The organism is Rhodobacter sp. NTK016B (assembly GCF_017303295.1).
In the GTDB taxonomy this organism is placed as follows: Bacteria; Pseudomonadota; Alphaproteobacteria; order Rhodobacterales; family Rhodobacteraceae; genus Pararhodobacter.
Window position 1 is genome coordinate 116,486 of the sequence record NZ_JAFKOK010000014.1, and the last position, 24,247, is coordinate 140,732.

General features: G+C 65.1%; 21 protein-coding genes and 1 tRNA gene. 10 read left to right on the forward strand and 12 right to left on the reverse strand.

Features of this window, described 5'->3' with window-relative positions; all coding sequences use genetic code 11:
• Position 1: 1 nt before the first annotated feature.
• A complete protein-coding gene (locus JI664_RS18145; RefSeq protein WP_207015180.1) occupies positions 2-1,471 on the forward strand; it encodes a carboxypeptidase M32 in 1,470 nt (489 codons plus the stop codon).
• A gap of 196 nt (positions 1,472-1,667) precedes the next feature.
• Here JI664_RS18145 and JI664_RS18150 read toward each other — a convergent pair whose 3' ends face one another.
• Entirely contained in the window at positions 1,668-2,831 is a 1,164-nt protein-coding gene (locus JI664_RS18150) for an NAD(P)/FAD-dependent oxidoreductase (protein WP_207015181.1), read from the reverse strand.
• Positions 2,832-2,872: 41 nt separating this feature from the next.
• Entirely contained in the window at positions 2,873-3,529 is a 657-nt protein-coding gene (locus tag JI664_RS18155; RefSeq protein ID WP_207015182.1) for a hypothetical protein, read from the reverse strand.
• Between the two features lie 160 nt (positions 3,530-3,689).
• Between JI664_RS18155 and JI664_RS18160 the strand changes: the two genes are divergently transcribed.
• A tRNA-Gln gene (locus JI664_RS18160) sits at positions 3,690-3,764 on the forward strand.
• A gap of 179 nt (positions 3,765-3,943) precedes the next feature.
• Here the strand turns inward: JI664_RS18160 and JI664_RS18165 are convergent.
• The 4 genes from JI664_RS18165 to JI664_RS18180 all read right to left on the reverse strand — a co-directional run bounded on the left by JI664_RS18165 (position 3,944) and on the right by JI664_RS18180 (position 7,905).
• Positions 3,944-4,669: a peptidase gene (locus JI664_RS18165; protein WP_207015183.1), complete on the reverse strand. Its 726-nt coding sequence runs from the start codon at positions 4,667-4,669 to the stop codon at positions 3,944-3,946.
• A 61-nt stretch (positions 4,670-4,730) separates the two neighbouring features.
• Complete coding sequence (locus JI664_RS18170; RefSeq protein WP_207015184.1) at positions 4,731-5,537, reverse strand: transglutaminase family protein; 807 nt, start codon at positions 5,535-5,537, stop codon at positions 4,731-4,733.
• Positions 5,534-6,487, reverse strand: coding sequence for an alpha-E domain-containing protein (locus JI664_RS18175; RefSeq protein ID WP_207015185.1), 954 nt, complete (start codon positions 6,485-6,487; stop codon positions 5,534-5,536). Before JI664_RS18175 ends, JI664_RS18170 begins: the two co-directional genes overlap by 4 nt.
• Positions 6,488-6,492: 5 nt before the next feature.
• The gene (locus tag JI664_RS18180; RefSeq protein WP_207015186.1) at positions 6,493-7,905 is read right to left on the reverse strand and encodes a circularly permuted type 2 ATP-grasp protein; all 1,413 of its coding nucleotides are present in this window, start codon (positions 7,903-7,905) and stop codon (positions 6,493-6,495) included.
• Between the two features lie 308 nt (positions 7,906-8,213).
• Here JI664_RS18180 and JI664_RS18185 point away from each other — a divergent pair, with 308 nt between their 5' ends.
• The 5 genes from JI664_RS18185 (at position 8,214) to JI664_RS18205 (ending at position 13,467) form a co-directional block, all read left to right on the forward strand.
• Positions 8,214-8,783: a hypothetical protein gene (locus JI664_RS18185; protein ID WP_207015187.1), complete on the forward strand. Its 570-nt coding sequence runs from the start codon at positions 8,214-8,216 to the stop codon at positions 8,781-8,783.
• Between the two features lie 24 nt (positions 8,784-8,807).
• Complete coding sequence (locus JI664_RS18190) at positions 8,808-10,562, forward strand: methyl-accepting chemotaxis protein (RefSeq protein ID WP_207015188.1); 1,755 nt, start codon at positions 8,808-8,810, stop codon at positions 10,560-10,562.
• Between the two features lie 317 nt (positions 10,563-10,879).
• The gene (locus JI664_RS18195; protein WP_207015189.1) at positions 10,880-12,064 is read left to right on the forward strand and encodes a phosphoglycerate kinase; all 1,185 of its coding nucleotides are present in this window, start codon (positions 10,880-10,882) and stop codon (positions 12,062-12,064) included.
• Positions 12,064-12,351, forward strand: coding sequence for a hypothetical protein (locus JI664_RS18200; RefSeq protein WP_207015190.1), 288 nt, complete (start codon positions 12,064-12,066; stop codon positions 12,349-12,351). The genes JI664_RS18195 and JI664_RS18200 overlap by 1 nt, the downstream gene beginning before the upstream one ends.
• A gap of 120 nt (positions 12,352-12,471) precedes the next feature.
• Positions 12,472-13,467: an alpha/beta fold hydrolase gene (locus tag JI664_RS18205; protein WP_286174162.1), complete on the forward strand. Its 996-nt coding sequence runs from the start codon at positions 12,472-12,474 to the stop codon at positions 13,465-13,467.
• 25 nt (positions 13,468-13,492) lie between these two features.
• Here the strand turns inward: JI664_RS18205 and JI664_RS18210 are convergent, their stop codons facing one another.
• Positions 13,493-14,269, reverse strand: a complete 777-nt coding sequence (locus JI664_RS18210) for a sulfite exporter TauE/SafE family protein (protein ID WP_207015191.1) — start codon at positions 14,267-14,269, stop codon at positions 13,493-13,495.
• Between the two features lie 295 nt (positions 14,270-14,564).
• Positions 14,565-15,575 (reverse strand): GTP 3',8-cyclase MoaA, encoded by a 1,011-nt coding sequence (moaA, locus tag JI664_RS18215; RefSeq protein WP_207015192.1) that lies wholly within the window; start codon positions 15,573-15,575, stop codon positions 14,565-14,567.
• 132 nt (positions 15,576-15,707) lie between these two features.
• Here moaA and JI664_RS18220 point away from each other — a divergent pair, with 132 nt between their 5' ends.
• Complete coding sequence (locus JI664_RS18220) at positions 15,708-16,178, forward strand: D-galactarate dehydratase (protein WP_207015193.1); 471 nt, start codon at positions 15,708-15,710, stop codon at positions 16,176-16,178.
• On the opposite strand, the gene JI664_RS18225 is transcribed toward JI664_RS18220, so the two are convergent.
• A complete protein-coding gene (locus tag JI664_RS18225; RefSeq protein ID WP_207015194.1) occupies positions 16,166-17,185 on the reverse strand; it encodes an NAD(P)/FAD-dependent oxidoreductase in 1,020 nt (339 codons plus the stop codon). The two genes, JI664_RS18220 and JI664_RS18225, sit on opposite strands and share 13 nt — an antisense overlap.
• A 112-nt stretch (positions 17,186-17,297) precedes the next feature.
• On the opposite strand from JI664_RS18225, the gene purB reads away from it, so the two are divergent.
• Complete coding sequence (gene purB / locus JI664_RS18230; RefSeq protein ID WP_207015195.1) at positions 17,298-18,599, forward strand: adenylosuccinate lyase; 1,302 nt, start codon at positions 17,298-17,300, stop codon at positions 18,597-18,599.
• 118 nt (positions 18,600-18,717) lie between these two features.
• On the opposite strand, the gene JI664_RS18235 is transcribed toward purB, so the two are convergent.
• Complete coding sequence (locus JI664_RS18235) at positions 18,718-19,509, reverse strand: enoyl-CoA hydratase (RefSeq protein ID WP_207015196.1); 792 nt, start codon at positions 19,507-19,509, stop codon at positions 18,718-18,720.
• A 56-nt stretch (positions 19,510-19,565) separates the two neighbouring features.
• Between JI664_RS18235 and JI664_RS18240 the strand changes: the two genes are divergently transcribed.
• A complete protein-coding gene (locus tag JI664_RS18240; RefSeq protein ID WP_207015197.1) occupies positions 19,566-19,988 on the forward strand; it encodes a PaaI family thioesterase in 423 nt (140 codons plus the stop codon).
• Positions 19,989-20,008: 20 nt separating this feature from the next.
• On the opposite strand, the gene JI664_RS18245 is transcribed toward JI664_RS18240, so the two are convergent.
• The gene (locus JI664_RS18245) at positions 20,009-20,710 is read right to left on the reverse strand and encodes an NYN domain-containing protein (protein ID WP_207015198.1); all 702 of its coding nucleotides are present in this window, start codon (positions 20,708-20,710) and stop codon (positions 20,009-20,011) included.
• A gap of 110 nt (positions 20,711-20,820) precedes the next feature.
• Complete coding sequence (mfd, locus tag JI664_RS18250; RefSeq protein ID WP_207015199.1) at positions 20,821-24,243, reverse strand: transcription-repair coupling factor; 3,423 nt, start codon at positions 24,241-24,243, stop codon at positions 20,821-20,823.
• Positions 24,244-24,247: the final 4 nt, after the last annotated feature.

The window sequence follows — 24,247 nt, forward strand, 5'->3', positions numbered from 1 at the left end:
CATGACCGCATTCGACGAAATCGTCGCGCATGAGCGCACCAGCTGGGCCCTGTCGCAGGTGATGGGTCGCCTGGGCTGGGATCAGGAAACCGTCATGCCGCGCGGCGCCGCCGAGCAGCGCGGCGAGGAAATGGCGGCGATGGAGGAAGTGCTGCACGCGCGGCGCACCGATCCGCGCCTTGGCGAGTGGCTGGAAGCGGCCACCGCCCCCGATGCGAAAGGCGAGGCGATCCTGCGCCATGTCCGCCGCTCGTACACCCGCAATACCCGCGTGCCCGCCGCGCTTGCCTCGGAAATCGCCCGCGTGACCTCGGTCGCGCAGGGTGTCTGGGCCGAGGCCCGCGCACGCGATGACGTGCCGCATTTCCTGCCCACCCTCACGCGGGTGATCGAGTTGCGGCGCGAGGAAGCCTCGGCGCTGGCCGAGAATGGCGCGCTCTATGACGCGCTGCTCAACGATTACGAACCCGGCATCACTGGCGACGAGGTCGCGGAGATCTTCGCGCGGATGCGCACACGGCTGGTCTCGCTGCGCGAGAAGGTGCTGGGCGCGGAGTATCAACCCGCGCCGCTGAAAGGCGAATTCCCGCGCGAAGGGCAGCTGCGTCTGAGCCGCCTGCTGGCCGAGACCTTTGGCTACGATTTCGCCCATGGGCGGCTCGATCTGGCCGTCCATCCCTTTTCATCAGGGTCGGGCGCGGATGCGCGCATCACCACAAGGGTGGCCGAAAGCGATCCGTTCAACTGCCTTTATTCGACGATCCACGAAGTGGGCCATGCCTGCTACGAGCAGAATATCGCCCCGGATTACCGCTATTCGCCGTTGGGCGAAGGCGTGTCGATGGGCGTGCATGAAAGCCAGAGCCGGATCTACGAGAACCAGGTTGGCCGTTCGCGCGCCTTCACGGGCTGGCTGCATGGGCAGATGCGCCACGAATTCGGCGATCTGGGTCTGGATCCCGAGGCGTTTTTCGGCGCGGTCAACCGGGTGCAGCCGGGCTATATCCGCACCGAGAGCGACGAGGTGCATTACAACCTGCACATCATGATGCGCTTCGATCTGGAACGCGCGCTGATCTCGGGCGATCTGAAACCCGCCGATCTGGAAGCGGCGTGGAACGACCGGTTCCTCAAGGATTTCGGTGTCGCAGTGGACCGCCCGTCGCACGGAATGCTGCAGGATGTGCACTGGTCTGTGGGTCTGTTCGGCTATTTCCCGACCTATGCTTTGGGCAATGTCTATGCGGGCTGCCTGATGAAGGCGTTGCGCAAGGATCTGGTGGGGATCGACACCGCGCTGGCGGAGGGCCGGCCTACCGTCGCGACCGAATGGCTGACCGAAAAGCTGCAACGCCATGGCGGCCTGCGCGAGCCACGCGACACGATCGCCCATGCCAGTGGTTTCGAGCCGTCGGAAGCCCCGCTGATGGATTATCTGGAGGCGAAATTCAGCGACCTTTACCGGCTCTGACAAGGGCTCTGAAACGGGTTCTGAAACGGGTTCTGAAACGGGTTCTGAAGGGGGTTCTGAAGGGGGCATCGAGCCCCCGCGCCGCGCGGCCGGGCCTTTGGCCCGGCAGGACAAACGGGACCGATGTACCTTTATCGGGGCGGCTCACGGGTGAGGGCCGCCATTTTTGATTATTTGAGACAAAGTGAAAGAACGCTCAGGCGGCTTGCCCGGCAGCCCAGCCCGAGGACCAGGCCCATTGGAAGTTATAGCCGCCGAGCCAGCCGGTGACATCGACCACCTCGCCCACGAAATAGAGACCGGGCACGGCGCGTGCCTGCATCGTCTTCGCGTCGAGTGCCCTGGTATCGACACCGCCCAGCGTCACTTCGGCAGTGCGCCAGCCCTCGGTCCCGTTGGGCACGAGCTGCCAGCGATGCACGGCGTCGCCGAGATTTTGCAGCGCCGCTTTCGACTGGGTGGCGAGCTTGCCCGATAGGCCCGCGCGGCCGGTGATCGAGCGCGCGAGTTTCTCGGGCAGATCGAGCGCATTCGCGAGCTCGCGCGCGCCCCTTTCGGCGCGGGCCGACTGGGCCTCTTGCGCGATATCGCGGCCGGCGGCTAGGTCGACTTCGATCGCCTGCCCTTCGCGCCAATAGCTGGAAATCTGCAGGATTGAGGGCCCGGACAAACCGCGATGGGTAAAGAGCAACCCTTCGTCAAAGGCGATCTTCGCGCCCTTGAGCCCCACGCGCGCCTGCACGCTGACCCCCGCCAGCGTCTGGATAGCGTCGCGCTGCGCATCCGAGAATGTCAGCGGCACAAGGCCCGGGCGCGGCTCGATCAGGTCGAGACCGAAGGCGCGCGCAATGTCATAGCCCAGCCCCGTCGCGCCCATCTTTGGGATCGACTTGCCCCCGGTCGCCACCACCACGACCTTGGCCCTGAGCGGGCCATCCCGGGTCTCGACCGTGAAACCCGGGAGCACGCGCTTGACCTCGATGCCGAGGCGCAACTCGCCCCCGGCCTCGGCCAGATCGCGCAACAGCATGTCCACGACCTGCCGCGCCGAACCGTCGCAAAACAGCTGGCCCAGCGTCTTTTCGTGCCACGCGATCCCGGCGCGATCGATCCGGGCGATGAAATCGTGCTGCGTGTAGCGTCTGAGCGCCGAGAGCGCGAAGCGCGGGTTCTGGCTGAGGAATCGTTCGGGCGCGATCTGCAGGTTGGTGAAGTTGCACCGCCCGCCGCCAGAGATGCGGATCTTCTCGCCCGGCGCCTTGGCATGGTCGAGCACCAGCACGCGGCGGCCCCGGCGCGCGGCTTCGATCCCCGCCATCAGCCCGGCGGCCCCCGCGCCGAGCACGATCACATCCCACATGCCCGACCTCCTGCCTGATGCCCTGCGTGTCGCCCGCGCTGCTACACTGCCTGCGCGCCCTGCGAAACCCCGCGGTCGCGCCACTGTCGGCGATAGCCGCTGGCGCGCCAATGGTGCAAGACCGGCAGCCAGATCGGCCGCGTCACCTCGAGCATCGGGGAACAGCCAAGCGCCGCCTGCGCCCCCTCGGCAAAGGCCCGCGTCGCGACCGCATCGAACATATGATGGCGCGCATGGTCATCGAGGCGCATGCCGCTGCTGCGCTCGGCTGCGAGAATCGCCGCGCCCATATCGGCATGCGAATGCGCCCGGATGCCGCTGGCCAGAGCGAGGAACCGCGCCAGCGGCGCCGAGACGGGCCGCAACGACCGCGTGCGCCGATGATAAGCCCGCCAATGCGGTGCGATCCGGCTCAGTGGGGCGTCGATCCGGGCGACGACATGCTGGGCATAGAGCGCGTAGAAAGGCGGCATGACATGCAGCGGAAACACCGATTCGGGCGATGGTGCGAGCCGTGCAAGCCAGTGCCGCGTGGTGCTGAGATAGAGGGCGGCGAAATCACCGTAAGCCCGGTGAGGATGATCGGCGTCAAGGTGCTCAAATGTGGCGGCAATCTTGGTCAGCCGGCGCTCGACGGCCTCGGCCTGGGCGCGGCTCTCGTCCGCTGGCGCTCCCGGTTCCCGATCCAGACGGTACAAGACGCTCCCCAATCAACCGCGATGTGCAGACAGGATGGCAGTCCGCTGCCCTTCTGGCAAGCGCGCGAAGGGCTCGGGTCATGGCCATGAACATGATCGCTAATTTTTTGCCCGCGCCCTCTTGCGGCGGCCGATTCAGCGGGATAAACACCGCCGCAGTTGGGGCGTAGCCAAGTGGTAAGGCAACGGTTTTTGGTACCGTGTACCGTAGGTTCGAATCCTACCGCCCCAGCCATCTCACAAGATATGATGCCGAATCCTGACGGCATTTGCGCCGGTCAAACCGGCGGCTTGGCCAGTTGCGGCGGCGGACGAAGCCGTCACCGGTTGTTTCGGATATGTTCGAAAGAAGATATGCCCCTTGCAAGGCAAGGCAGGGCCGCACACCGACGGTGCGACGCCTGGAACGCCCGCTCAGATCTCGATTTTCTGGAAACCGTCGCGCAGGGCGTTGGACCATGCCTGCGACATCGCGCGGAAGGATTCGTTCTCGGCCTCGATCCGCTCGCTGCGGGTGACGCGGCAGGCGTCTTTCTCGATCACCGCGAAATCGAGCGGCATCCCCACCGAGAGATTCGAACGCAGTGTCGAATCCATCGACAGGAAGACCGCCTTGCGCGCGTCTTCCAGCGAGGTGTCGGGCGAGACCACGCGGTCGAGGATCGGCTTGCCGTATTTGTGCTCGCCGATCTGAAGATAGGGCGTGTCTTCGGTCGATTCGATGAAATTGCCCTCGGGATAGATGAGGAACATCCGCATTGTCCCCCCCTTGCGCTGGCCTGCGACGATCATCGAGGCGGCGGTCGAAACCTTCGAGGCCTGCATCTTGGCGTCGATATCCTGACGCACAGAGGCCAGCGTGTTGCCGACGATCTCGGCCACTTCCAGCATCGTGTTGGCCTGCATGATCGAGGGCGTGTCCTCGGTCTCGGGATGCTCGATCCCGTCGCGGAGCTGGGCCAGCGTGGTCTGCGTGACCGACAGGCTGCCCGCCGTGAGGATGACGATGCAGCGCTCGCCCGATTCCTCGAAGGTGAACATCTTGCGGTAGGTGGCGATATTGTCGAGCCCCGCATTGGTGCGGGTGTCAGACAGCAGAACCATCCCGGCCTTCAGCAGCAATCCCACGCAATAGGTCACGTTACACCGGCCCTCTCAGCCCCGCCGCGCCCCGCCAGCCGGGGCCTGCGAACGCCCGTGCTTACTGTTGCGCCGACGCGATCGCAACGGCAATCTCCATGGTTTCCGAGCCCGGCCCACGGGCGATGCCCCGGATCGGGGCCGCGCCCTCGGCATCGGCGCCGCAGCCCAGCCGGATATACCGCTCATCGGGGCAGCATTCATTGGCGGGGTCGAAGCCGACCCAGCCGAGCCCGTCGATCCAGATCTCGGCCCAGGCATGCGCGGCCTCGTGCGACTTGCCGTCCGAATCGGTAAACAGATAGCCCGAGACGTAGCGCGCCGGCATTCCGCGCGCCCGCGCGCAGGCGATAAGGGCATGGGCATGGTCCTGACAGACGCCCTGCCCCTGCTCCAGCGCCTCGGCGGCGGTGGTATGGGCATCGGTCGCGCCCGGCGTATAGGCGATCGCACCCGATACCTTGGCCGACAGATCATGCGCCAGCGCCAGTCCGGTTTCGCCCGACGCCTTGGCCGCCAGCGCCTTCAGTCCGCCATCGGCGATGGTCGGGCCGGTCTCGCCCAGCCACGCGATGGGCGAGAGCAATTCGCGATTGCCGCGCAGAACGCCCGCGCAGTCGGTCGTCGTGACGCTGCCGGTGACGCGGACCTCGATCCGGTCGACCGGGCCGGTAACCGTCCAGCCCTGCACGTAATCGCCCGCACCGTCACGGAAACTGCCGCCCATCATGCCGTCGGAAACCGTCACGTTCCAGCTTTGCACGCTCTGGTTCAGGCATTGGGTCGGCAGCAGGCGGTGGCTTTGCACCACGCCACGTACCGGCTGGTCGTAGATATAGGTGGTGACGTGTTCGACCGTCAGTTTCATCGCACATCCCCATTGAGATAAGCCGCATGGACCCGCCCGCCGAGATCGCCGATCTCGGAGATAAAGCGCATGAGGAATTCGTGCAGCCCCTCTTCAAAGATCGTCTCGGTCGAGGTCTCGAACATCCGCGCCATCATGTTGCGCGCGGCGCTCTGGGCCTCGGTCGGGCGGCGGTAATAGCGCGCGAGCCGGTCGAGATGCAGGTTGAGCGCCTCGACGCAGGGCACGAGGCCGCGCGGGGTCTGCGGGTTCAGGATCAGGAAATGGGCGATCTTGCGCGCGGTGATCTCGCCGCCATAGGCCCAGTGAAAGGCGCGGTGCAGCGACATCGCCCGCAACAGCGTGCGCCATTGGTAATTGTCCAGCCCCGAACCCACGAAATCGGCATGCGGCAGCAGGACCCAGTATTTCACGTCGAGCAGCCGCGCCGTGCTGTCGGCACGCTCAAGATAGTAGCCGATATTCAGGAAATCCCAGCCATCGTTGCGCAGATGGGTCGTATCCATCGCGCCGCGCACCATTGCGCAGTGCCGCCGCGTCCAGTCGGTCAGACGGTTGAGCGACTGATCCGAGCGCGGCTCGCGCTCGATCTGGCGCATTTCCTGAAACGCGGTGTTCAGCGCGTCCCACATCTGCGTCGTCAGCGCCGTGCGCACGATGCGCCCGTTTTCGCGCGCAGCGGTGATGCAGGATATGACCGAAGACGGATTCTCGCGGTCGAAGAACAGATGGCTCTCGATGTTGCGCTGCACCGGGTCGCCGTATTTCTTCATGAAGGTGTCGTGCGTGCCATTGGCATGCAGCAGCGCCTCCCATTCGTTGCGGTAGCCCTGTTCGGAATTGGGCAGCATGGCGATCCGCGCCCCCACTTCCAGAAGCCGGGCAGCGGTTTCAGCGCGCTCCATGTAGCGGGCCAGCCAGAACAGGTTATCGGCGGTTCTACTCAACATATCTGTTACTCCGCCAACACCCAGGTATCCTTGACCCCGCCGCCCTGCGACGAGTTCACGACGAGCGACCCCTCGCGCAGCGCGACGCGCGTCAGGCCCCCCGGGACCAGCGCGATCCGCTCGCCCACAAGGCAATAGGGCCGCAAATCGACGTGCCGCGGCGCCACGCCTTCCTCGACGAAGCTGGGCACGGTCGACAGGGCCAGCGTCGGCTGGGCGATGTAATTGTCGGGATCGGCCTCGATCTTGGCGCGGAAGATCTCGATCTGCTCCTTGGTGGATTTGGGCCCCACCAGCATCCCGTATCCGCCCGAGCCATGGACCTCCTTGACGACCAGCTCGCCCAGATTGTCGAGCACGTATTTGCACTCGTCCTCCTTGGCGCATTGCCATGTCGGCACGTTGTTCAGGATCGGCTCTTCGCCCAGATAAAAGCGCACCATTTCCGGCACGAAGGTGTAGACCGCCTTGTCATCCGCGACCCCGGCACCGGGGGCCGAGCAGATGCTGACCCCGCCCGAGCGATAGACATCCATCAGCCCCGGCACGCCCAGCATCGAATCCGGCCGGAAACACAACGGGTCCAGAAACGCGTCATCGATCCGGCGATAGATCACATCCACCTTACGCGGGCCTTCGGTCGTGCGCATCCAGACGAATTCGCCCTCGACGAACAGATCCTGCCCCTCGACCAGCTCGACCCCCATCATGTCGGCAAGGAAGGAATGCTCGTAATACGCGCTGTTGAAATGGCCGGGCGTCAGGATCACCACATTGGGCTCGCGGTCGCATTTTTCGGGCGCGACCGAGGCAAGGGTCTGGCGCAGGATCTCGGGATAGGCCTCGACCGGCTGGATATGGTTGGTGCTGAAGAGTTCGGGGAACATCCGCATCATGATTTCCCGGTTTTCCAGCATGTAGCTGACCCCCGAGGGTGTGCGGCAATTGTCTTCCAGCACGAAGAAATCGTCGGGCCCGGTCCGCACAAGATCGATGCCGACGATATGGCTGTAGACCCCTTTGGGTGGCTTGATGCCCGCCACGACTTTCTCATAGGCGTCGTTGAGATAAACCAGCTTGGCCGGGATCCGCCCTGCCCGCACGATTTCACCGCGATCGTAGACATCGGCAAGGAACGCATTCAGCGCCCGCGCCCGCTGTTTGATACCGCGCTCGAGCCGCGTCCATTCGCGTCCGCTGAACACCCGCGGGAACATGTCGAACGGGATCAGCCGGTCGGGATCGCCGCCTTCGCCATAAACCGCGAAGGTGATCCCGATCCGTCGGAAAAGGGCTTCGGCTTCGGCTTGTTTCAGATTGCGCAATTCTGCGGGCATCTGATCGACCCAGCCCTGCAGATGCGCGTAAGGCGCTCTAACCGCGCCGTTTTCCATCATTTCGTTGAAATAATTTATCATGCCACCGTCCCTGTTCACCTTAAGTGTAGTCGATCCGGCGCGCTCGGCAATGGTAAGAGATGATGGTACTGTTAACGCTCGCGGGTCAAAAACCGCCCGAATTTCCATCAATCCGACGACAAAACGCCCTCTGCGCAGGCATCCCGCCAGCGCCGATCCCGCGCCCGACGACCGGCGCGAGGGCCGGGTTCCGGCGCGTCGCCGGGCGTCATTCGGGGGGCGGGCGAAATTAACGCCCGCTAAAACCTTCGGTCCTAAGGTGCGAATCGCGTCCGGCTTTTGGGCGTGTTTTCTCAGGGGACCAAGACATGAAACTGGCCACTCTCGCCGCGATCGCCACCCTCACCGCCAGCGCCGGTTTCGCCCAGGATTTCGGCCCGGCGCTCGAAGGCTATTACAATTCGGAACTCAGCGCGCTCGGCAGCGACCCCGCGATCCTCGACGCCGTGCGCGCACAGAACGCGGTGACGTCGTCCTATGACGGCGACCGCATCGCCGCGCTCGACCGCACCTGGCAGGCTGAACTGGGCCAGGCCGACATGCCCACCATCACCCCCGTTCTGGGCAATGCCCTGTCCGACCATCTGCGCAGCGAAGTTGAAGCCTCGCGCGGGCGTATCACCGAAATCATCGTGATGGACGCGGTCGGCCTCAATGTCGCTGTCTCTGCGGCCACGTCGGATTACTGGCAGGGGGATGAAGCGAAATTCACCGAAACCTACGGCGCGGGCCCCGGCGCCCTGCATCTGAGCGACATCGAACTCGACGAATCGACCGGCCGCTATCAGGGGCAGATCTCGTTCCCGCTGGTCGATCCCGATACGGGCAGCCTGATCGGCGCCATGACTGTCGGTGTCGATGCCGAGCAACTGATGTGATCGCGACAGGATAAGGATCCGACGATGCGACTTCTCCAGACCTTGCCGCGTCTCGACGCGACCAACTTCCGTCTGTCGCTCTTCATCAAGATTTCGGCGGTCGTCGTTGTCGCGATGCTCTTGGTCGAAACGGCCAGCTTCACCATCTCCTATGGTACGGCCAGCCGGAATGCGATCGAGAACATGCACTACGTCACCGAGCTGCGGCTCGACGATCTGTCCGAACAGACGGCGGCACCGGTGCGCTTCAACGATACCGGCCGGCTGGAGGAATTCGTCCAGAGCTTCTCGCAAATCGACGCCAGCTCCCTCCTCGGCCTGACGGTCACCGACCAGGCGGGCAACACGCTCATCTCTCACGGCGACGCGGCGGCTTTGCAAAGCGCTCGGACCGCCGCTGCCGACGCCTCGGGAACCGAAGCCGGGCAAATGACCCGCTTTGATCTTGGCGATGGCCGTTTCATGATGGAGACGCCGATCGTCACGAGCAATGCGGAAGAACCGATTGGTCGGGTTATGTCGCTCTGGACGACCGAACCCGCGCTTGAACGCGCGCATGCCGACACCTGGTTCTCTCTCGGCCTCGCAGGGCTGGTCGTTGCCATCATGGTCCCGCTGACGATGCTGATCATGCGCCAACTCATCTCTCTTCCGATGCGCAGGCTGGCCGACTCGCTGGCGCAGATCGGAGCGGGCAATTATGACGGCGACATCCCGTCGCTGACCCGCGGCGACGAAATCGGCGACTTCTCCCGGCATATCTCGGACCTGCGCGACCGGCTTCGCATCGCGCATGAAGACGAGCTGGCGCGCGAAGCCGACCACAAAGAGCAGTTGCGCGTGGTCGCGACCCTGCGCGACGGCCTGACTGCCCTTGCCAGCCGCAATCTCGGTGTCTCGTTCGACACCCCGTTCGGCGAGCGTTACGAAACGCTGCGCGAGGATTTCAATCAGACCGTGATCTCGCTGCGGGACACGATCAATATCGTGATCGACTCCGTCTCGCGCATGCGTCAGGGCGCCGATGACATGACCCGCTCGGCCGACAACCTGTCGAAACGCACCGAAACGCAGGCCGCCACGCTGGAAGAGACGGCAGCAGCGATCCAGCAGATCAGCACCCGCGTCACCGAAACCGCCACCAACGCGCGCGAAGCCGAACGCATCGCCCGCGGCGCGCAGGAAAAGGCGCAGGTCAGCGAACCGATCGTGCGCGAGGCCATCGATGCCATGGCCGCGATCCAGCACCGCTCGTCGCAAATCTCGCAGATCATCACGATGATCGACGATATCTCGTTCCAGACCAACCTGCTGGCGCTCAATGCCGGGGTCGAGGCCGCACGCGCAGGCGAAGCCGGTCGCGGCTTCGCCGTCGTCGCCTCCGAAGTGCGCGGCCTTGCGCAACGCTCGTCGGATGCCGCGCGCGAGATAAAGGAACTCGTCACCGGCAGCGCCGAACAGGTCAATCATGGCGTTGAACTGGTCCGGCGCTCAGGCTCGGCCCTGTCGGAATTCGCAATCCAGGTCGACGAAATCGCCAGCCTGATGACCACCGTGGCGCAGGCTGCAGACGATCAGGCGCACAGCGTGACCGAGATCAACGTGGGTGTGGGCCAGCTCGACACCGTGACGCAGCAGAACGCGGCCATGGTGCAGGAAACCACCGTGGCGATCCACGAATTGCGCCAGCAATCGCTGGATCTGGCCGAAGTCCTGGCCGAATTCCGCACTGGAACTGCCCATGCCGGCGGTGACACGTCGTCGCGCTACGTCGCTTGACGCGCGTGACGACGAGCGCCCGGCTCCGGCCTTTATGGGCGGGTTCGGGTGCTGGGTCGCCCATCTGACCTGAGACATCGGGAAAAAGGGGCGACGGCCTTGCGCCGCCGCCCTGCCCTTGTTTGCCGTAACGCTGCTCAGCACCAAGCCGCCGGGGTTGCTTGGACCGACCGTGCCGCGTTCTGCCCTCTACCGGTCGCCTCTTTTCAATCGGGGTGCCATGAATTGCGCAACCATCCGACGCAGATCGGCGGGCAAGGTTGACGCGCCTCGGCTCCGGGGGCATCAAACCCGGGTACCCGCCTGAGGAGCAGCAGATGGACTTCAAGACCCTGGACGCGATGGACGTCACCGACAAGACCGCACTCATTCGCGTTGACATCAACGTGCCATTCGAGAACGGCGCCGTCAGCGACTTCACCCGCATCGATGCCATCCTGCCAACGATCAACGATATCGTCGCGGCCGGTGGCAAGGCGGTCCTGCTCGCCCATTTCGGCCGGCCTAAGGGAAAGGTCGTCCCGGAGATGTCGCTCGCTCAGGTGCGCCCGGCGCTGGAGGCCCGGCTCGGAAAACCGGTGGCCTTCGCCGAGGATTGCATCGGCAAACCCGCCAAGGACGCGGTATCCGCGATGAAACCGGGCGATGTTCTGCTGCTCGAAAATACCCGCTTCCATCCCGGCGAAGAAAAGAACGACCCGATGATGGCCGCCTCGCTCGCCGCCTTGGGTGACATCTATGTCAACGACGCCTTTTCGGCCGCGCACCGCGCCCATGCCTCGACCGAGGGTATCGCGCGTCTCCTGCCGTCTTGCGCCGGTCGCCTCATGGAAGCCGAGCTCAAAGCCCTCGACGCCGCGCTCGGCAATCCCGCCCGCCCGGTTGTCGCAGTGGTCGGCGGCGCCAAGGTCTCGACAAAGCTCGACCTGCTCGGCAATCTGATCGAGAAAGTCGATGCATTGGTGATCGGTGGCGGCATGGCCAATACCTTTCTGGCGGCTCAGGGCCAAGCGGTGGGGAAATCGCTGTGCGAACACGACCTTGCCGATACCGCGCGCACGGTCATGGACAAGGCCCGCGCGCTGGGCTGCCGTCTGATCCTGCCCACCGACCTCGTTGTCGCGCGCGAGTTCAAGGCCAACGCGCCCAGCGAAATCGTCACCGACTGCCCCGACGATGCGATGATCCTCGATGCAGGTCCCGAAAGCGTGGCGCAGATCGTCGATGTCTTCAAAACCTCGCGCACCCTTATCTGGAACGGCCCCCTCGGTGCCTTCGAGATAGAACCCTTTGACAAAGCGACGAATTCCGCCGCAGCCGAAGCCGCCCAATTGACCCGGGACGGCACGCTGGTCTCGGTTGCGGGCGGCGGCGATACCGTGGCTGCGCTCAACCGCGCAGGCGCGGCCAAGGATTTCACCTATATCTCGACTGCCGGCGGCGCTTTCCTCGAATGGATGGAAGGCAAGACCCTGCCCGGCGTCGCCGCGTTGGAGGCATGATGGCCAAACCCGAGCAAGATCCCGACGATCCCAAGGGGCTGATCCGCGAGGCCTACAAGCTCGACGGGATTAGCGAAACGGAATGCCGTTCGATCCTTGTCGATTGGGCGCTGAGCCTGCCCGCCGGCGCCGATTACGCGCAGACGGCGGCGCGCCTCGCAGACCGGGCCCCGCGTTCGGACGACCACCCGATGACTGCGCTTCTCGCCGCAGCCAGCGCCCCGGCCCTCAGCGCCGCGCGGCGCCGGGGCGGGCGCGCCGGTCGCAATACGGGCCTTGCGAACTGACGAAGGCGAGGGGCATTTGCCCCAAGCCGACACCCGCCAGCGTTCATGGACTGGACCCGATCCTGCGCCGGGCTAATTGAAATGCGCACCCCAGAAACACGCTGCCGGATCCTTTGCCCGATGCCCCGCACCCCCAAACGCCCGCGCTTTTCCCGCCTGATGCCGATCCTTGGTACGCTGGCCTTGCTGACCTGTTGTGGGCCGCTCGTCGATGAACGCGCCGACAGTCGCGAAGCGGAATGGGAGGCCGACTATCCGCCGATCGGGCGTTTCGTCGAGGTCGAAGGCCACCGGGTTCACCTTATCGAACGAGGCCAGCCGCGGGGCACCGCCCCCGATATCGTGCTCATCCACGGCGCCAACGGCAATGTGCGCGACTTCACCATCGACCTCGTGGAGCGGCTCGAAGACGATTACCGGGTGATCGCTCTCGACCGCCCCGGGCTTGGCTATTCCGAAAGCTGGGGCCCGGCCGACAGCGACCCGCGCCTGCAGGCCCGCGTGCTGCGCGAGGCGGCCGAACAGATCGGCCTGAATCGCCCCATCGTGCTGGGCCATTCCTATGGCGGGGCAGTCGCCACCGCCTGGGCCCTGCAAGCGCAGGACGAAACCGCCGCGCTGGTGCTGCTTGCGGCGGCGCTCGAACCTTGGGACGGCACGCTGAGCTTCTGGTATGACCTGAACCAGACCTCTCTGGGCGAGCCCGTGCGCGCCGCCTTGTCGGCCTTCACCCCCGAAGCGGCAATCGATGCGCCGATCGCCAAGGTTTTCGAGCCCGAGGACCCGCCGGAGAACTACGCCGAGGCCTTCGGTGCCGTCCTCTCGCTGCGCCGCGACTCGCAGGCGGCGAATAACCGGCAAATCAATGACCTGCTACCCAATATCGTCGAGATGAGCGAAAGCTACGATACGCTGACCCTGCCCATCGAGATGCTCCACGGCGAAGACGACCAGATCGTCGGCATCGACATTCACGCGCGTCCCTTCGCCGAGCGCGTTCCCAGCGCGCATCTCGTCACCCTGCCCGGCGCGGGCCACATGATCCAGCACACGCGGCTTGATGCTGTGCTTGCCGCGATCGAGCGCGCGCGCCAACGCGCGGGCCTGGGCGGTTGATCGCGACGGCTTGCACAGGGCGCGGTCAGAACAAGCCCGACAGCCCGTCCCAGACCAGCTTGACGCCGACGATCGCCACCATCGTATAGGTGAAGGGATAGAAAACCTCGGGGCTCATGCGCTTGATCACAGCGGCGCCGATGCGCACCGAGATCACCGCGAGTGGCAGCATCAACAAGGCCGAGACAAGCACCTCGCGCTCGAACAGGCCCAATGCGGCGTAGGGCACGACCTTCACGACGTTGACCACCGCGAAGAACAGGACCGACGTGCCGGTATAAAGCTTGGGATCCAGACGCTTGGGCAGGACCTGGATCTGAAACAGCGGCCCGCCGGCATGCGCCACGAACGAGGTGAACCCGGCAATCGTGCCCCATAACCAGCCCATCGCGGGCACGTATCGGGGCGCCGTGCCGATGAAACGCGCCAACAGGGCCCGCGCGGTGAATCCTAAAGCCACAAAGCCGACGATAAGGCGCACCACGGCCTCGGACGTTACCGCCGCCGCTGCCCATCCTGCCGCGATGCCGAACATCGCCGCGGGCAGCATCACGCGCAAAACCTCGCCATCGCGCCAATGCCGCCAGATCCAGAGGCTAGCGGCATCCATCGTCAGCAAGACAGGCAACAGAACCGCCGCCGCCATGACCGGTGGCATGACCAGCGACATCACGGGCACGCCCATCAGCGCAAAGGCCCCGCCGAGACCGCCTTTGGACAGGCCCACAAGCCCGACAGACAAGATTGTCACCCAGATCATCGCCGGTGAGTGGAACACCGTCGATTGCATCAGAAAATCCATGTCCCGCCCTTCCCGGCCTCAACACGACGAGCGCGACCCTAGTTTACTGAACAGGCGAAGAAAACCCCGCGATCAAGCCGCCCCATAATGGCGCTGCGCCCGCCTCCGCCCTCGGGGGCCAGCCCCCGGACCCCCGGGATATTTGTGGATTAAAGATGAACAGGACACAGAGCAGCGCAATTTTAAGAAAACTTGCGCATCTTTAATCCGAAAATATCCTCGGGGGGTGAGGCCGAAGGCCGAGGGGGGCAGACAGCCCCCCTTTTCGACGGAAATACAAGCGCCGCGGTTGGGGTCAGCCGCCGGTATGGCTCATGTGGCGGCTGACCTGTCCTGCGACCTTCTGGCGGGAATAGTCGAAATCGTGGCCTTTGGGCTTGCGCGCGATCGCGTCGCGGATCGCCTGTTCCAGAAGCTCCGGATCCTCGGACGCGCGCAAAGGCGCGCGCAGGTCTGCCACGTCTTCCTGCCCCAGGCACATGAACAGCTCACCGGTGCAGGTCAGGCGCACGCGGTTGCAACTTTCGCAGAAATTATGCGTGAGCGGCGTGATGAAGCCGATCTTCTGGCCAGTTTCTTCGAGCCGGACATAGCGTGCGGGGCCGCCGGTGCGTTCGGCGAGCTCGGTGAGCGTGTAGCGCTCGGCCAGCCGGGTGCGCAGGTCGGCGAGCGGCCAATACTGATCAAGCCGCGCCTCCTCGGACATGTCCCCCATCGGCATGACTTCGATGAAGGTCAGGTCCAGATCCTGATCCGCGCACCATGTCACGATCGGGAAAAGCTCGTCTTCGTTGAAGCCCTTAAGGGCGACCACGTTGATCTTGATCCGAAGCCCGGCAGCCTTTGCCGCGTCGATGCCTTTGAGCACCTGCGGCAGCCGGCCCCAGCGAGTGATCGCGGCGAATTTGTCGTCGTCGAGCGTGTCGAGCGAGACATTGACGCGCCGCACCCCGGCATCGGCGAGCGGCTGGGCGAAGCGGGCCAGTTGCGAGCCGTTGGTGGTCAGCGTCAGTTCCTTAAGTCTGCCCGACGACAGGTGGCGCCCCATCCCTTCGAAGAAGGTCATGATGCCGCGGCGTACCAGCGGCTCGCCGCCGGTGACGCGCAGCTTTTCCACCCCCATGCCGATGAACGTCGTGCACAGCCGGTCGAGTTCTTCCAGCGTCAGAAGCTCTTTCTTCGGCAGGAAGGTCATGTGCTCGGCCATGCAATAGGTGCAGCGGAAATCGCAACGGTCGGTCACGGAGACGCGCAGATACTGGATCGCGCGCGCGAAGGGGTCGATGAGCGGGGCGGTCTGGGTCACATGGGTCTCCTCGGCACCGAAACGTAATCTCCCGGCTTGCGCCCGACAAGGTCGACGAAGGAATAGGCTGGCGCGTCGATTTCCACGCGCCGCGCGCTTGCCGCGTGAGGGGGGCAGCGCTACCCTTCGGGCATGCGTTTCATCCCCCTCGCCCTTGCTCTGGCCCCGCTGCTTGCCGCCTGTTCTTCGCTCCCCTTCGGCGGCGGCGACCGGACCGATGTCGCCGTCACCGAAAGCCCCGGCAGCGAGGTCATGCGCCCGCAGGGCCGGCCCGGCATACAGGGCGCTGAGCCGGGCCTCGCCCCCGGCATGGGGGAAGATGGCCGCGTTGCCGCGCCGCCCGAGCCGGGCGCGGACGGTCTTCTGGGCGAGACGCTGGCGGGGATCGGCGCGACCGGTGGGCCGGGCAACTGGGTCGAGACCGGGCTGGTCACCGCCACGCAGCCCGGCCGGGTCGAGACGCAGTCAGGCGCCACGCTGGATGTCGAGCTGCGGCCTTCGGGCGCGGCCCCTTCGGCGGGCAGCACGATCTCGGTTCCGGCGATGCAGGCGCTGGGTCTTCCGCTGGGTCAGCTTGCCACGCTCAGGGTCTATGCCGACTGAAGCACGCGCTCGGGCGCATAGGGCGTGACCAGCGGATCGCGGGCGCCGGTAAGGATTTCGGCGGCCAGCGCGCGACCGACAATCGGAGCCAGCGTCACGCCCGAATGACTGAGAGCCAGGAAAAGCCCCGGAACCGGCAGTGCCCCCAGCGCGGGACGCCCGTCGCCCGGGACCGGTCGCGCGGCGCGGGTGACGCGGGCCAGCGTTAGCGGCACACCCAGCCGCGTCCCCGCCAGAGCCAGCAAAGCGCGTGCCTTTTCCTCGGCCCCCTCGCCGCCCGGGCCGCCGCCGAAATCCTCGCCTAGAACGATCCGGCCTTCGGCATTCTGGCGCAGATGCATGTCGGGCATCATCAGCAAGCCGCGCAGGACGGGCGCCACCGGCTCGGACCAGGCCAGCATCCCCTCGGGCGCGCTCATGTCCAGTTGCAGCCCCAACGGCGCCAGCAAATCGGCACTGCCGGTGCCCGCCGCGATCACAACGGCGTCGAAAATCGACACGCCTTCTTCCGTGCGCAAAGCGGGCCGCCCCTGTTGGGTGTCGATGCCAAGGACGCGCAACCGCTCGACAGCGCCGGCCATCAGACGGGCAGCGGCCAGCGGCTCGACCTGCGCCTCGCCCGGGGCGTGGAAGGCGAGATCCGGCAGCGCGCGCAGACCCGGCTCGATATCTGCCGCCGCGGCGCGATCGACGAGCCGCCCGTAATCGCCCACGCTTTCGGCGAAGTCGCGCAGCGCCGGTTCGGGCAGATCCCACAGCAAGCCGCCACAGCGCCGGTAGCCTGCGCCGGGAAAGGCCGCGCCAAGGGCGGGCCACAGATCCATCGAGGCCAGCCTTAGCGCGCGGTAGACCGCGTCATTGCCCCAGCTTGCATTGATCCACGCGAAAGAGCCGGGCGTCGCCTGCGCCTCGCCCGCGTCGAAAATCGTCACCGAGGCCCCGCCCTGGCGCAGATGCAGCGCCACCGACGCCCCCAATATCCCCGCACCGATCACCGCGACTCGCATGGCTTGTCCTCCGATTCCCGGGCCAATGGCCGCCCGAAGCCTGTGCGAGACTTGCACGGCTGGGCAGCCGGGTCTATCAGGCCGCAACCCCGCCCGAATTGAAGGATTCCCCATGATCCCCCGCTATGCCCGCCCCGAAATGGTCGCCATCTGGTCGCCCGAGACCAAGTTCAAGATCTGGTACGAGATCGAGGCCCATGCCTGTGACGCGCAGGCCGCGCTGGGGGTGATCCCGAAGGAAAACGCCGAGGCCGTCTGGAAAGCCAAGGATGTGGATTTCGACGTGGCCCGCATCGACGAGATCGAGGCCGTCACCAAGCATGACGTCATAGCCTTCCTGACGCATCTGGCCGAGCATGTCGGCTCGGAAGAAGCGCGCTTCGTGCATCAGGGCATGACCTCGTCGGACGTGCTCGATACCTGCCTGAACGTGCAGCTGGTGCGCGCCGCCGACATCTTGGAAGCGGATATCCAGAAAGTGCTGGCCGCGCTGAAGAAACGCGCCGAAGAGCACAAATACACGGTTCGCGTCGGGCGCTCGCACGGGATCCATGCCGAACCCACGACAATGGGTCTGACCTTCGCGCGCTTTTATGCCGAGTTCGACCGCAACCTTGCCCGCCTGCGCGCCGCGCGCGACGAAGTGGCGACGGGCGCGATCTCGGGCGCGGTCGGCACGTTTGCCAATATCGACCCGGCGGTCGAAGAGCATGTCTGCGCCAAATTGGGGCTGAAGCCCGAGCCGATCTCGACGCAGGTGATCCCGCGCGACCGTCACGCGATGTTCTTTGCCACGCTGGGGGTCATCGCCTCGTCGATCGAGAATGTCGCGATCGAGATCCGCCATATGCAGCGCACCGAGGTGTTGGAAGGCGCGGAATTCTTCTCGATGGGCCAGAAAGGCTCGTCGGCGATGCCGCACAAGAAGAACCCGGTGCTGACCGAGAACCTGACGGGCCTTGCGCGGCTTGTGCGCATGACGGTGGTGCCGGCGATGGAGAACGTGGCGCTCTGGCACGAGCGCGACATCTCGCATTCCTCGGTCGAGCGCGGCATCGGCCCGGATGCGACCGTGACGCTGGATTTCGCGCTGAACCGGCTGGCGGGCGTGGTCGAAAAGATGATCATCTATCCGCAGAACATGCTCGACAACATGAACAAGTTCCCCGGTCTGGTCATGTCGCAGCGCGTGCTGCTGGCGCTGACGCAGGCGGGCGTGTCGCGCGAGGATGCCTATGTCATGGTCCAGCGTAACGCGCTGAAAGTCTGGGAAGACCGAGTGGATTTTCAGGAGCAGCTGCTGGCCGACAAGGATGTCGTGGCGGCCCTGGGCGAAGACGGGATCCGCGCGAAATTCGACATGGACTATCACACCAAGCATGTCGACACGATCTTCCGCCGCGTGTTTGGCTGAAGGCGGACCGGGGGCTTTGCCCCCGGACCCTCAGGATATTTAAGGAACAAAGATGGGCGCGGGTTAACTTTGGGTTAACGCGCGCCCTTCCCGTTTTGACTGTGGCGTCGGACGCGGGTCAGTCACGCCAGTCGGGTTTGCGTTTCTCGATGAAGGCGTTGATGCCTTCATTCGTGTCGCGCTCGAGCATGTTCTCGACCATCACGTTGCGGGTGTAGTCATAAGCCTGATCCAGAGGCATCAGCGCCTGTTCGTAGAAGGCCCGCTTGCCGATCCGGACCGCCACGCCCAGCTTCGCGGCGACGGTCTGCGCGAGCGCCATCGTCTCGGCTTCGAGCCGGTCGGGCGAAGCGACGCGGTTGACAAGGCCGATCTCACGGGCGCGGGTGGCGGGGATGAACTCGCCCGTGGTCAGCATCTCGAACGCCTGCTTGCGCGGTACGTTGCGGCTGAGCGCCACCATCGGGGTCGAGCAGAACAGGCCGATATTCACCCCATTCACCCCGAAGCGCGTATCCTCGGCCGCGACCGCCATGTCGCACGCCGCGACGAGCTGGCAGCCCGCCGCCGTGGCGATGCCGTGAACCTGCGCGATCACTGGCTGGGGCATCTGCGGGATCAGTTGCATGACCGCGCCGCAGCGGGTGAAAAGATCGGCGAAATAGGCCGCCCCGCCATCGGGCGCAGCGCGGCCCGCCTGCATTTCCTTCAGATCGTGGCCCGCGCAGAACACTTTGCCGGCGCCGCGGATCACCACGACCTTGACGTTTTCATCCCCGGCGATGGCGGTCAGCTGGTCCTTGAGCACGGCGAGCACCGCGTCCGAGAGCGCATTCAGCGCGGACGGGCGATTGAGCGTCAGCACCGCGATCCGTTCCGTCACGTCACACTTAACCAAGGCGTCGCTCATCTTGCCCTCCTCCAAGCTTTCGCTGACCTTAGCGGCGAGGAGAGTGGGAGGAAAGCATGACCAACGCAATGGACGCAGCGTCGCTCAACGCCTTCATGATGGCCGAATTTCCGCAGGTCGCCCGCGATTTTCGCATCGAGCGGGTGGCGCCGATGGAGGCCGATGTGCGGATGCTGATCGGCGAGGGCCATCTGCGGCCCGGCGGAACGGTCAGCGGGCCGTCGATGTTCACGCTGGGCGATCTGGCGATGTATGCCGTGCTGCTGGGGATGATCGGGCCGGTCTCGCTGGCCGTGACGACGAATGCCAATATCGACTTCCTGCGCAAACCAGAGGCCGGGCGCGACCTGATCGGGGCCGCCCGGCTTCTGAAGCTGGGGAAAACGCTGGCCGTGGGCGATGTGCTTATCCGCAACGAAGGCTCGGACGATGTTCTGGCCCGGGCCTCGATGACGTATGCGATCCCGCCCAAGCGCTGAGCCCCGCGTCAATCCCGGCGTCAGTCCCGGCGTCGGACTTCGACCTGCGCGCCGTTACGGCGCACCTGATAGCGGCCCGCTTTCTCGACCAGTTCCGAAAGCTTGCCGCAGCCAAACGAGCGGCTGTCGAAATCGGGATGCGTCGCTTGGACCGTCTGGCCGATCAGGCCCAGCGGGAACCATTCGCCCTCAGGGTCGAGCGCCTGCATCGCCGCGTTGATCAGCGGCACCGCGTCGCGCGGCTGGGCCTTGGTCGAAGGCGTCTCACGCGGCTCGGCCTCGCGGATCACGTTCTCGACGAAGATGAAACGCTTGCAGGCCTTGCGGAAAGCTTCGGGCGTTTTCTGCTGGCCGATGCCGTAGACATCGAGCCCCTGCTCGCGGATCCGGCTGGCGAGGCGGGTGAAATCGCTGTCCGAAGAGACCAGCACGAAGCCGTCGAACCGGCCCGAATGCAAAAGGTCCATCGCGTCGATCACCAATGCGATGTCGGACGAGTTCTTGCCCACGGTATTGGCGGGCTGGTGATGGGGCACGAGCGCGAGCGCGGGCAGCTTTTCCTGCCAACCCGACATCTGCTGGCGCGAGAAATCGCCATAAATGCGACGCACCGAGGCTTCGCCCAGCGAGGCGATCTCCTCGAAAATCGCGTCGGCCCATTTGGGCGAGGAGTTGTCGGCATCCACGAGGACGGCGAGGATGGGCGTTCCGTTGCGGGCCATGTCGGGCCTTTCTGTCAGAGGGCGTCAGGGGGCTTTGCCCCCCCTGGGCCTGCAGCCCATTCACCCCCAGAGTATTTGGGACAAAGTGAATGGGCAAGTTGAGCCGTGGGTCAGGGTTCTGCGCGCGCGGCGAGATCGCGGGCGATGGCGAAGGCGCCGCGCAGCTTGTCCTTTTCCGAAGACCAGTCGGCGGGCAACACGACCTTGTTGTCGCGGATCTTCGCGCCCGGCTGGCCATGCAGGAAGTCCACAAGACCCGAGGGATTGGGGAATTTGTCCTGATGGAATTGCACCGTCGCGCCTTTCGGCCCGGCATCGAGACGCGCGATATGGGCTTTCTTGCACATCGCCTTGATGCGCACCACGACCATGAGCGTGTTCACCTCGCGCGGGAGCGGGCCGAAACGGTCGATCAGTTCGGCGGCGAAGCCTTCGAATTCGACCTTGTTCTCCAGCGTCGATAGCCGGCGATAGAGACCGAGGCGGACATCCAGATCGGTCACGTAGTCTTCCGGGATCAGCACGGGCACGCCCAGATTGATCTGCGGCGCCCATTGCCCGTCCGAGAGATCCGCCATCTCGCCCGAGCGCAGCTTGGCGATCGTTTCTTCGAGCATATTCTGGTAAAGCTCGTAGCCTACCTCGTTGATATGGCCCGATTGTTCTTCGCCAAGGATATTGCCGGCGCCGCGCAGGTCCATGTCCTGACTGGCGATGTTGAACCCGGCGCCGAGACTGTCGATAGAGCCCAGAACCTTGAGCCGACGCTCGGCCTGCGGGGTGAGCGGCACGCGGGGCTTCGTCGTCAGATAGCAATAGGCACGAGTTTTCGAGCGCCCGACGCGGCCGCGGATCTGGTAGAGTTGCGACAGGCCGAACATGTCGGCGCGGTGCACGATCATCGTATTGGCGCGGGGAATGTCGAGACCGGATTCGACAATCGTCGTGGCCAGCAGCACGTCGTATTTGCCGTCGTAGAAGGCGTTCATCCGGTCGTCGAGTTCGCCCGCCGCCATCTGGCCATGCGCGACAAGGACCGAGACCTCAGGAACGTGCTCGCGCAGGAAATCCTCGATCTCGGGCAGGTCCTTGATGCGCGGGACGACATAAAAGCTCTGCCCGCCGCGGAAGCGTTCGCGCAGCAGCGCTTCGCGGATGGTGACCGTGTCGAATTCCGAGACATAGGTGCGGATCGCCAGACGGTCGATAGGCGGGGTCGAGATCAGCGACAGGTCCCGGACGCCGGTCAGCGACAATTGCAGGGTGCGCGGGATGGGCGTCGCGGTCAGGGTGAGGACGTGGACGTCCGAGCGCATTTCCTTCAGCCGTTCCTTGTGGCTGACGCCGAAATGCTGCTCTTCGTCGATGATCATCAGGCCCAGATTGCGGAACTTGACCTGCTTGGCCAGCAGCGCGTGGGTGCCGACGACGATGTCGACCGTGCCATCGGTCAGACCGGCGCGCGTGGCGCTGGAATCCTTGGCCGAAACGAAGCGCGACAATTGTCTGACAACAAGCGGAAAACCCCGGAAACGCTCGGCAAAATTGTTGTAATGCTGCCGCGCGAGCAGCGTTGTCGGGCAGACGATGGCGACCTGCAGACCCGACATCGCCGCGACGAAGGCCGCGCGCATCGCGACCTCGGTCTTGCCGAAACCCACATCGCCGACGATCAGCCGGTCCATCGGACGGCCCCGGTCAAAATCGTCGATGACGTCTTCGATGGCCTTCAGCTGATCCTCGGTCTCGGCATAGGGGAAGCGGGCTGCAAAGGCTTCCCACATGCCTTCGGGCGGGCTGAGCGCCGGGGCCTTGCGCAGCTCGCGCTCGGCGGCGATCCGGATGAGCTTGTCGGCCATCTCGCGGATGCGCTGCTTTAGTCTGGCCTTCTTGGCCTGCCACGCGCCGCCGCCGAGCTTGTCGAGTAGCCCTTCCTCATGGCCGTAACGGCTGAGCAATTCGATATTCTCGACCGGCAGGAACAGCTTGTCGCCGCCCGCATATTCCAGCGCCAGACATTCATGCGGCGCGCCCATCGCGGTGATGGTTTCCAGCCCGTTATAGCGGCCCACGCCGTGATCAACATGCACCACCAGATCGCCGGGCGAGAGGCTTTGCGTCTCGGTCAGGAAGTTCTCAGGGCGGCGCTTGCGCGTGGCGCGCACCAGCCGTTCGCCCAGCACGTCCTGTTCCGAGATGACGCAGAGATCGGGCGTGACGAAACCCGCTTCGAGCGGCCAGATCGCGAGCGAGACCTGACCCTTGTCACCGATCGCGCGCGCATCCGGGATTTCCGTCGAGTCATTCAGCCCGTGTTCGGCAAGCAGGCCTTTGAGCCGCTCGCGCGCGCCCTCGGACCACGAGGCCAACACCACGCTGCGGGCTTTGCGTTCGGCTTGAACATGGTCGCGCAAGACTTTGAAGATATTGACATCCGGCTGCTGGCGCTCGAGCGAGAATGAGCGTCCGGCGCGGCCTTGCGCATCCAGAACCCCGGGCCCCGGCGGCTGTTGCAGCGGCGATAGTTGGACCACGCGATGATGGGCCAGTCCGGCGTCCCAGCCCGCATCATCGAGATAAAGAAGACCGGGCGAGGCGGGTTTGTAGACCGTATCGACGCGGGATTTCGTTTTCATCGCCTCGACACGGTTGTCGTATTGGTCTGCGATCGTTTCCCAGCGCGCGGCGCGCACGGCGTCGCTCTGGTCGTCCAGCATCACCGAGGCGTCGGGCAGATAGTCGAAGATCGTCTCCAGCCGGTCGTGGAAAAAGCCCAGCCAATGCTCCATCCCCTGATGCTTACGATGGGCGCTGACGGCTTCGTAAAGCGGATCGTCGGAGCCTGCGGCGCCGAATTCGATGCGGTAGGTCTGACGGAACCGCGCGACCGAGGCCTCATCGAGGATCACCTCGGAGGCGGGCGCGAGTTCGAGCCGGTCGAGCTTGCCCGTGGTGCGCTGCGTCGCCGGATCGAAATTACGCAGCCCGTCCAGCACGTCGCCGAACAGATCGAGCCGCACAGGCTCGGCATCGCCCGGGGGGAAAATGTCGATGATCCCGCCCCGGACCGCGAAATCGGCGGGTTCGGTGACGGTCGGGCTGGGCGAATACCCCATGCGGGCAAGGTATTGGCGCAGGGCGTTTTCGTCGATCTGCCCGCCCACATAGGCGGTGAAGCTGGCTGCCGAGACGGTGTCGCGCGCAGGCAGCTTCTGCATCGCGGCATTGAGCGTCGTCAGCAGGACGAAATTCCCCGGCACCCCCTGCGCCAGCGCGGCGAGCGTCGCCATGCGCCGGGCGAGGATCTCGGGATTGGGCGAGACGCGGTCATAGGGCAGGCAATCCCAGGCGGGCAGCGTCAGCACCACCAGATCGGGCGCGAAGAACCCCAGAGCCGTGCGCATCGCGTCGAGCCGCTTGTCGTCGCGCGCGACATGGATCACCGGCGCGTTGCGCTTGGCCATCTCGCGCCGCAGCAATTCGGCGTCAAAGCCTTCGGGCGCTCCGCCCAGGAGGATGCGATCAGCCGTCATCGTG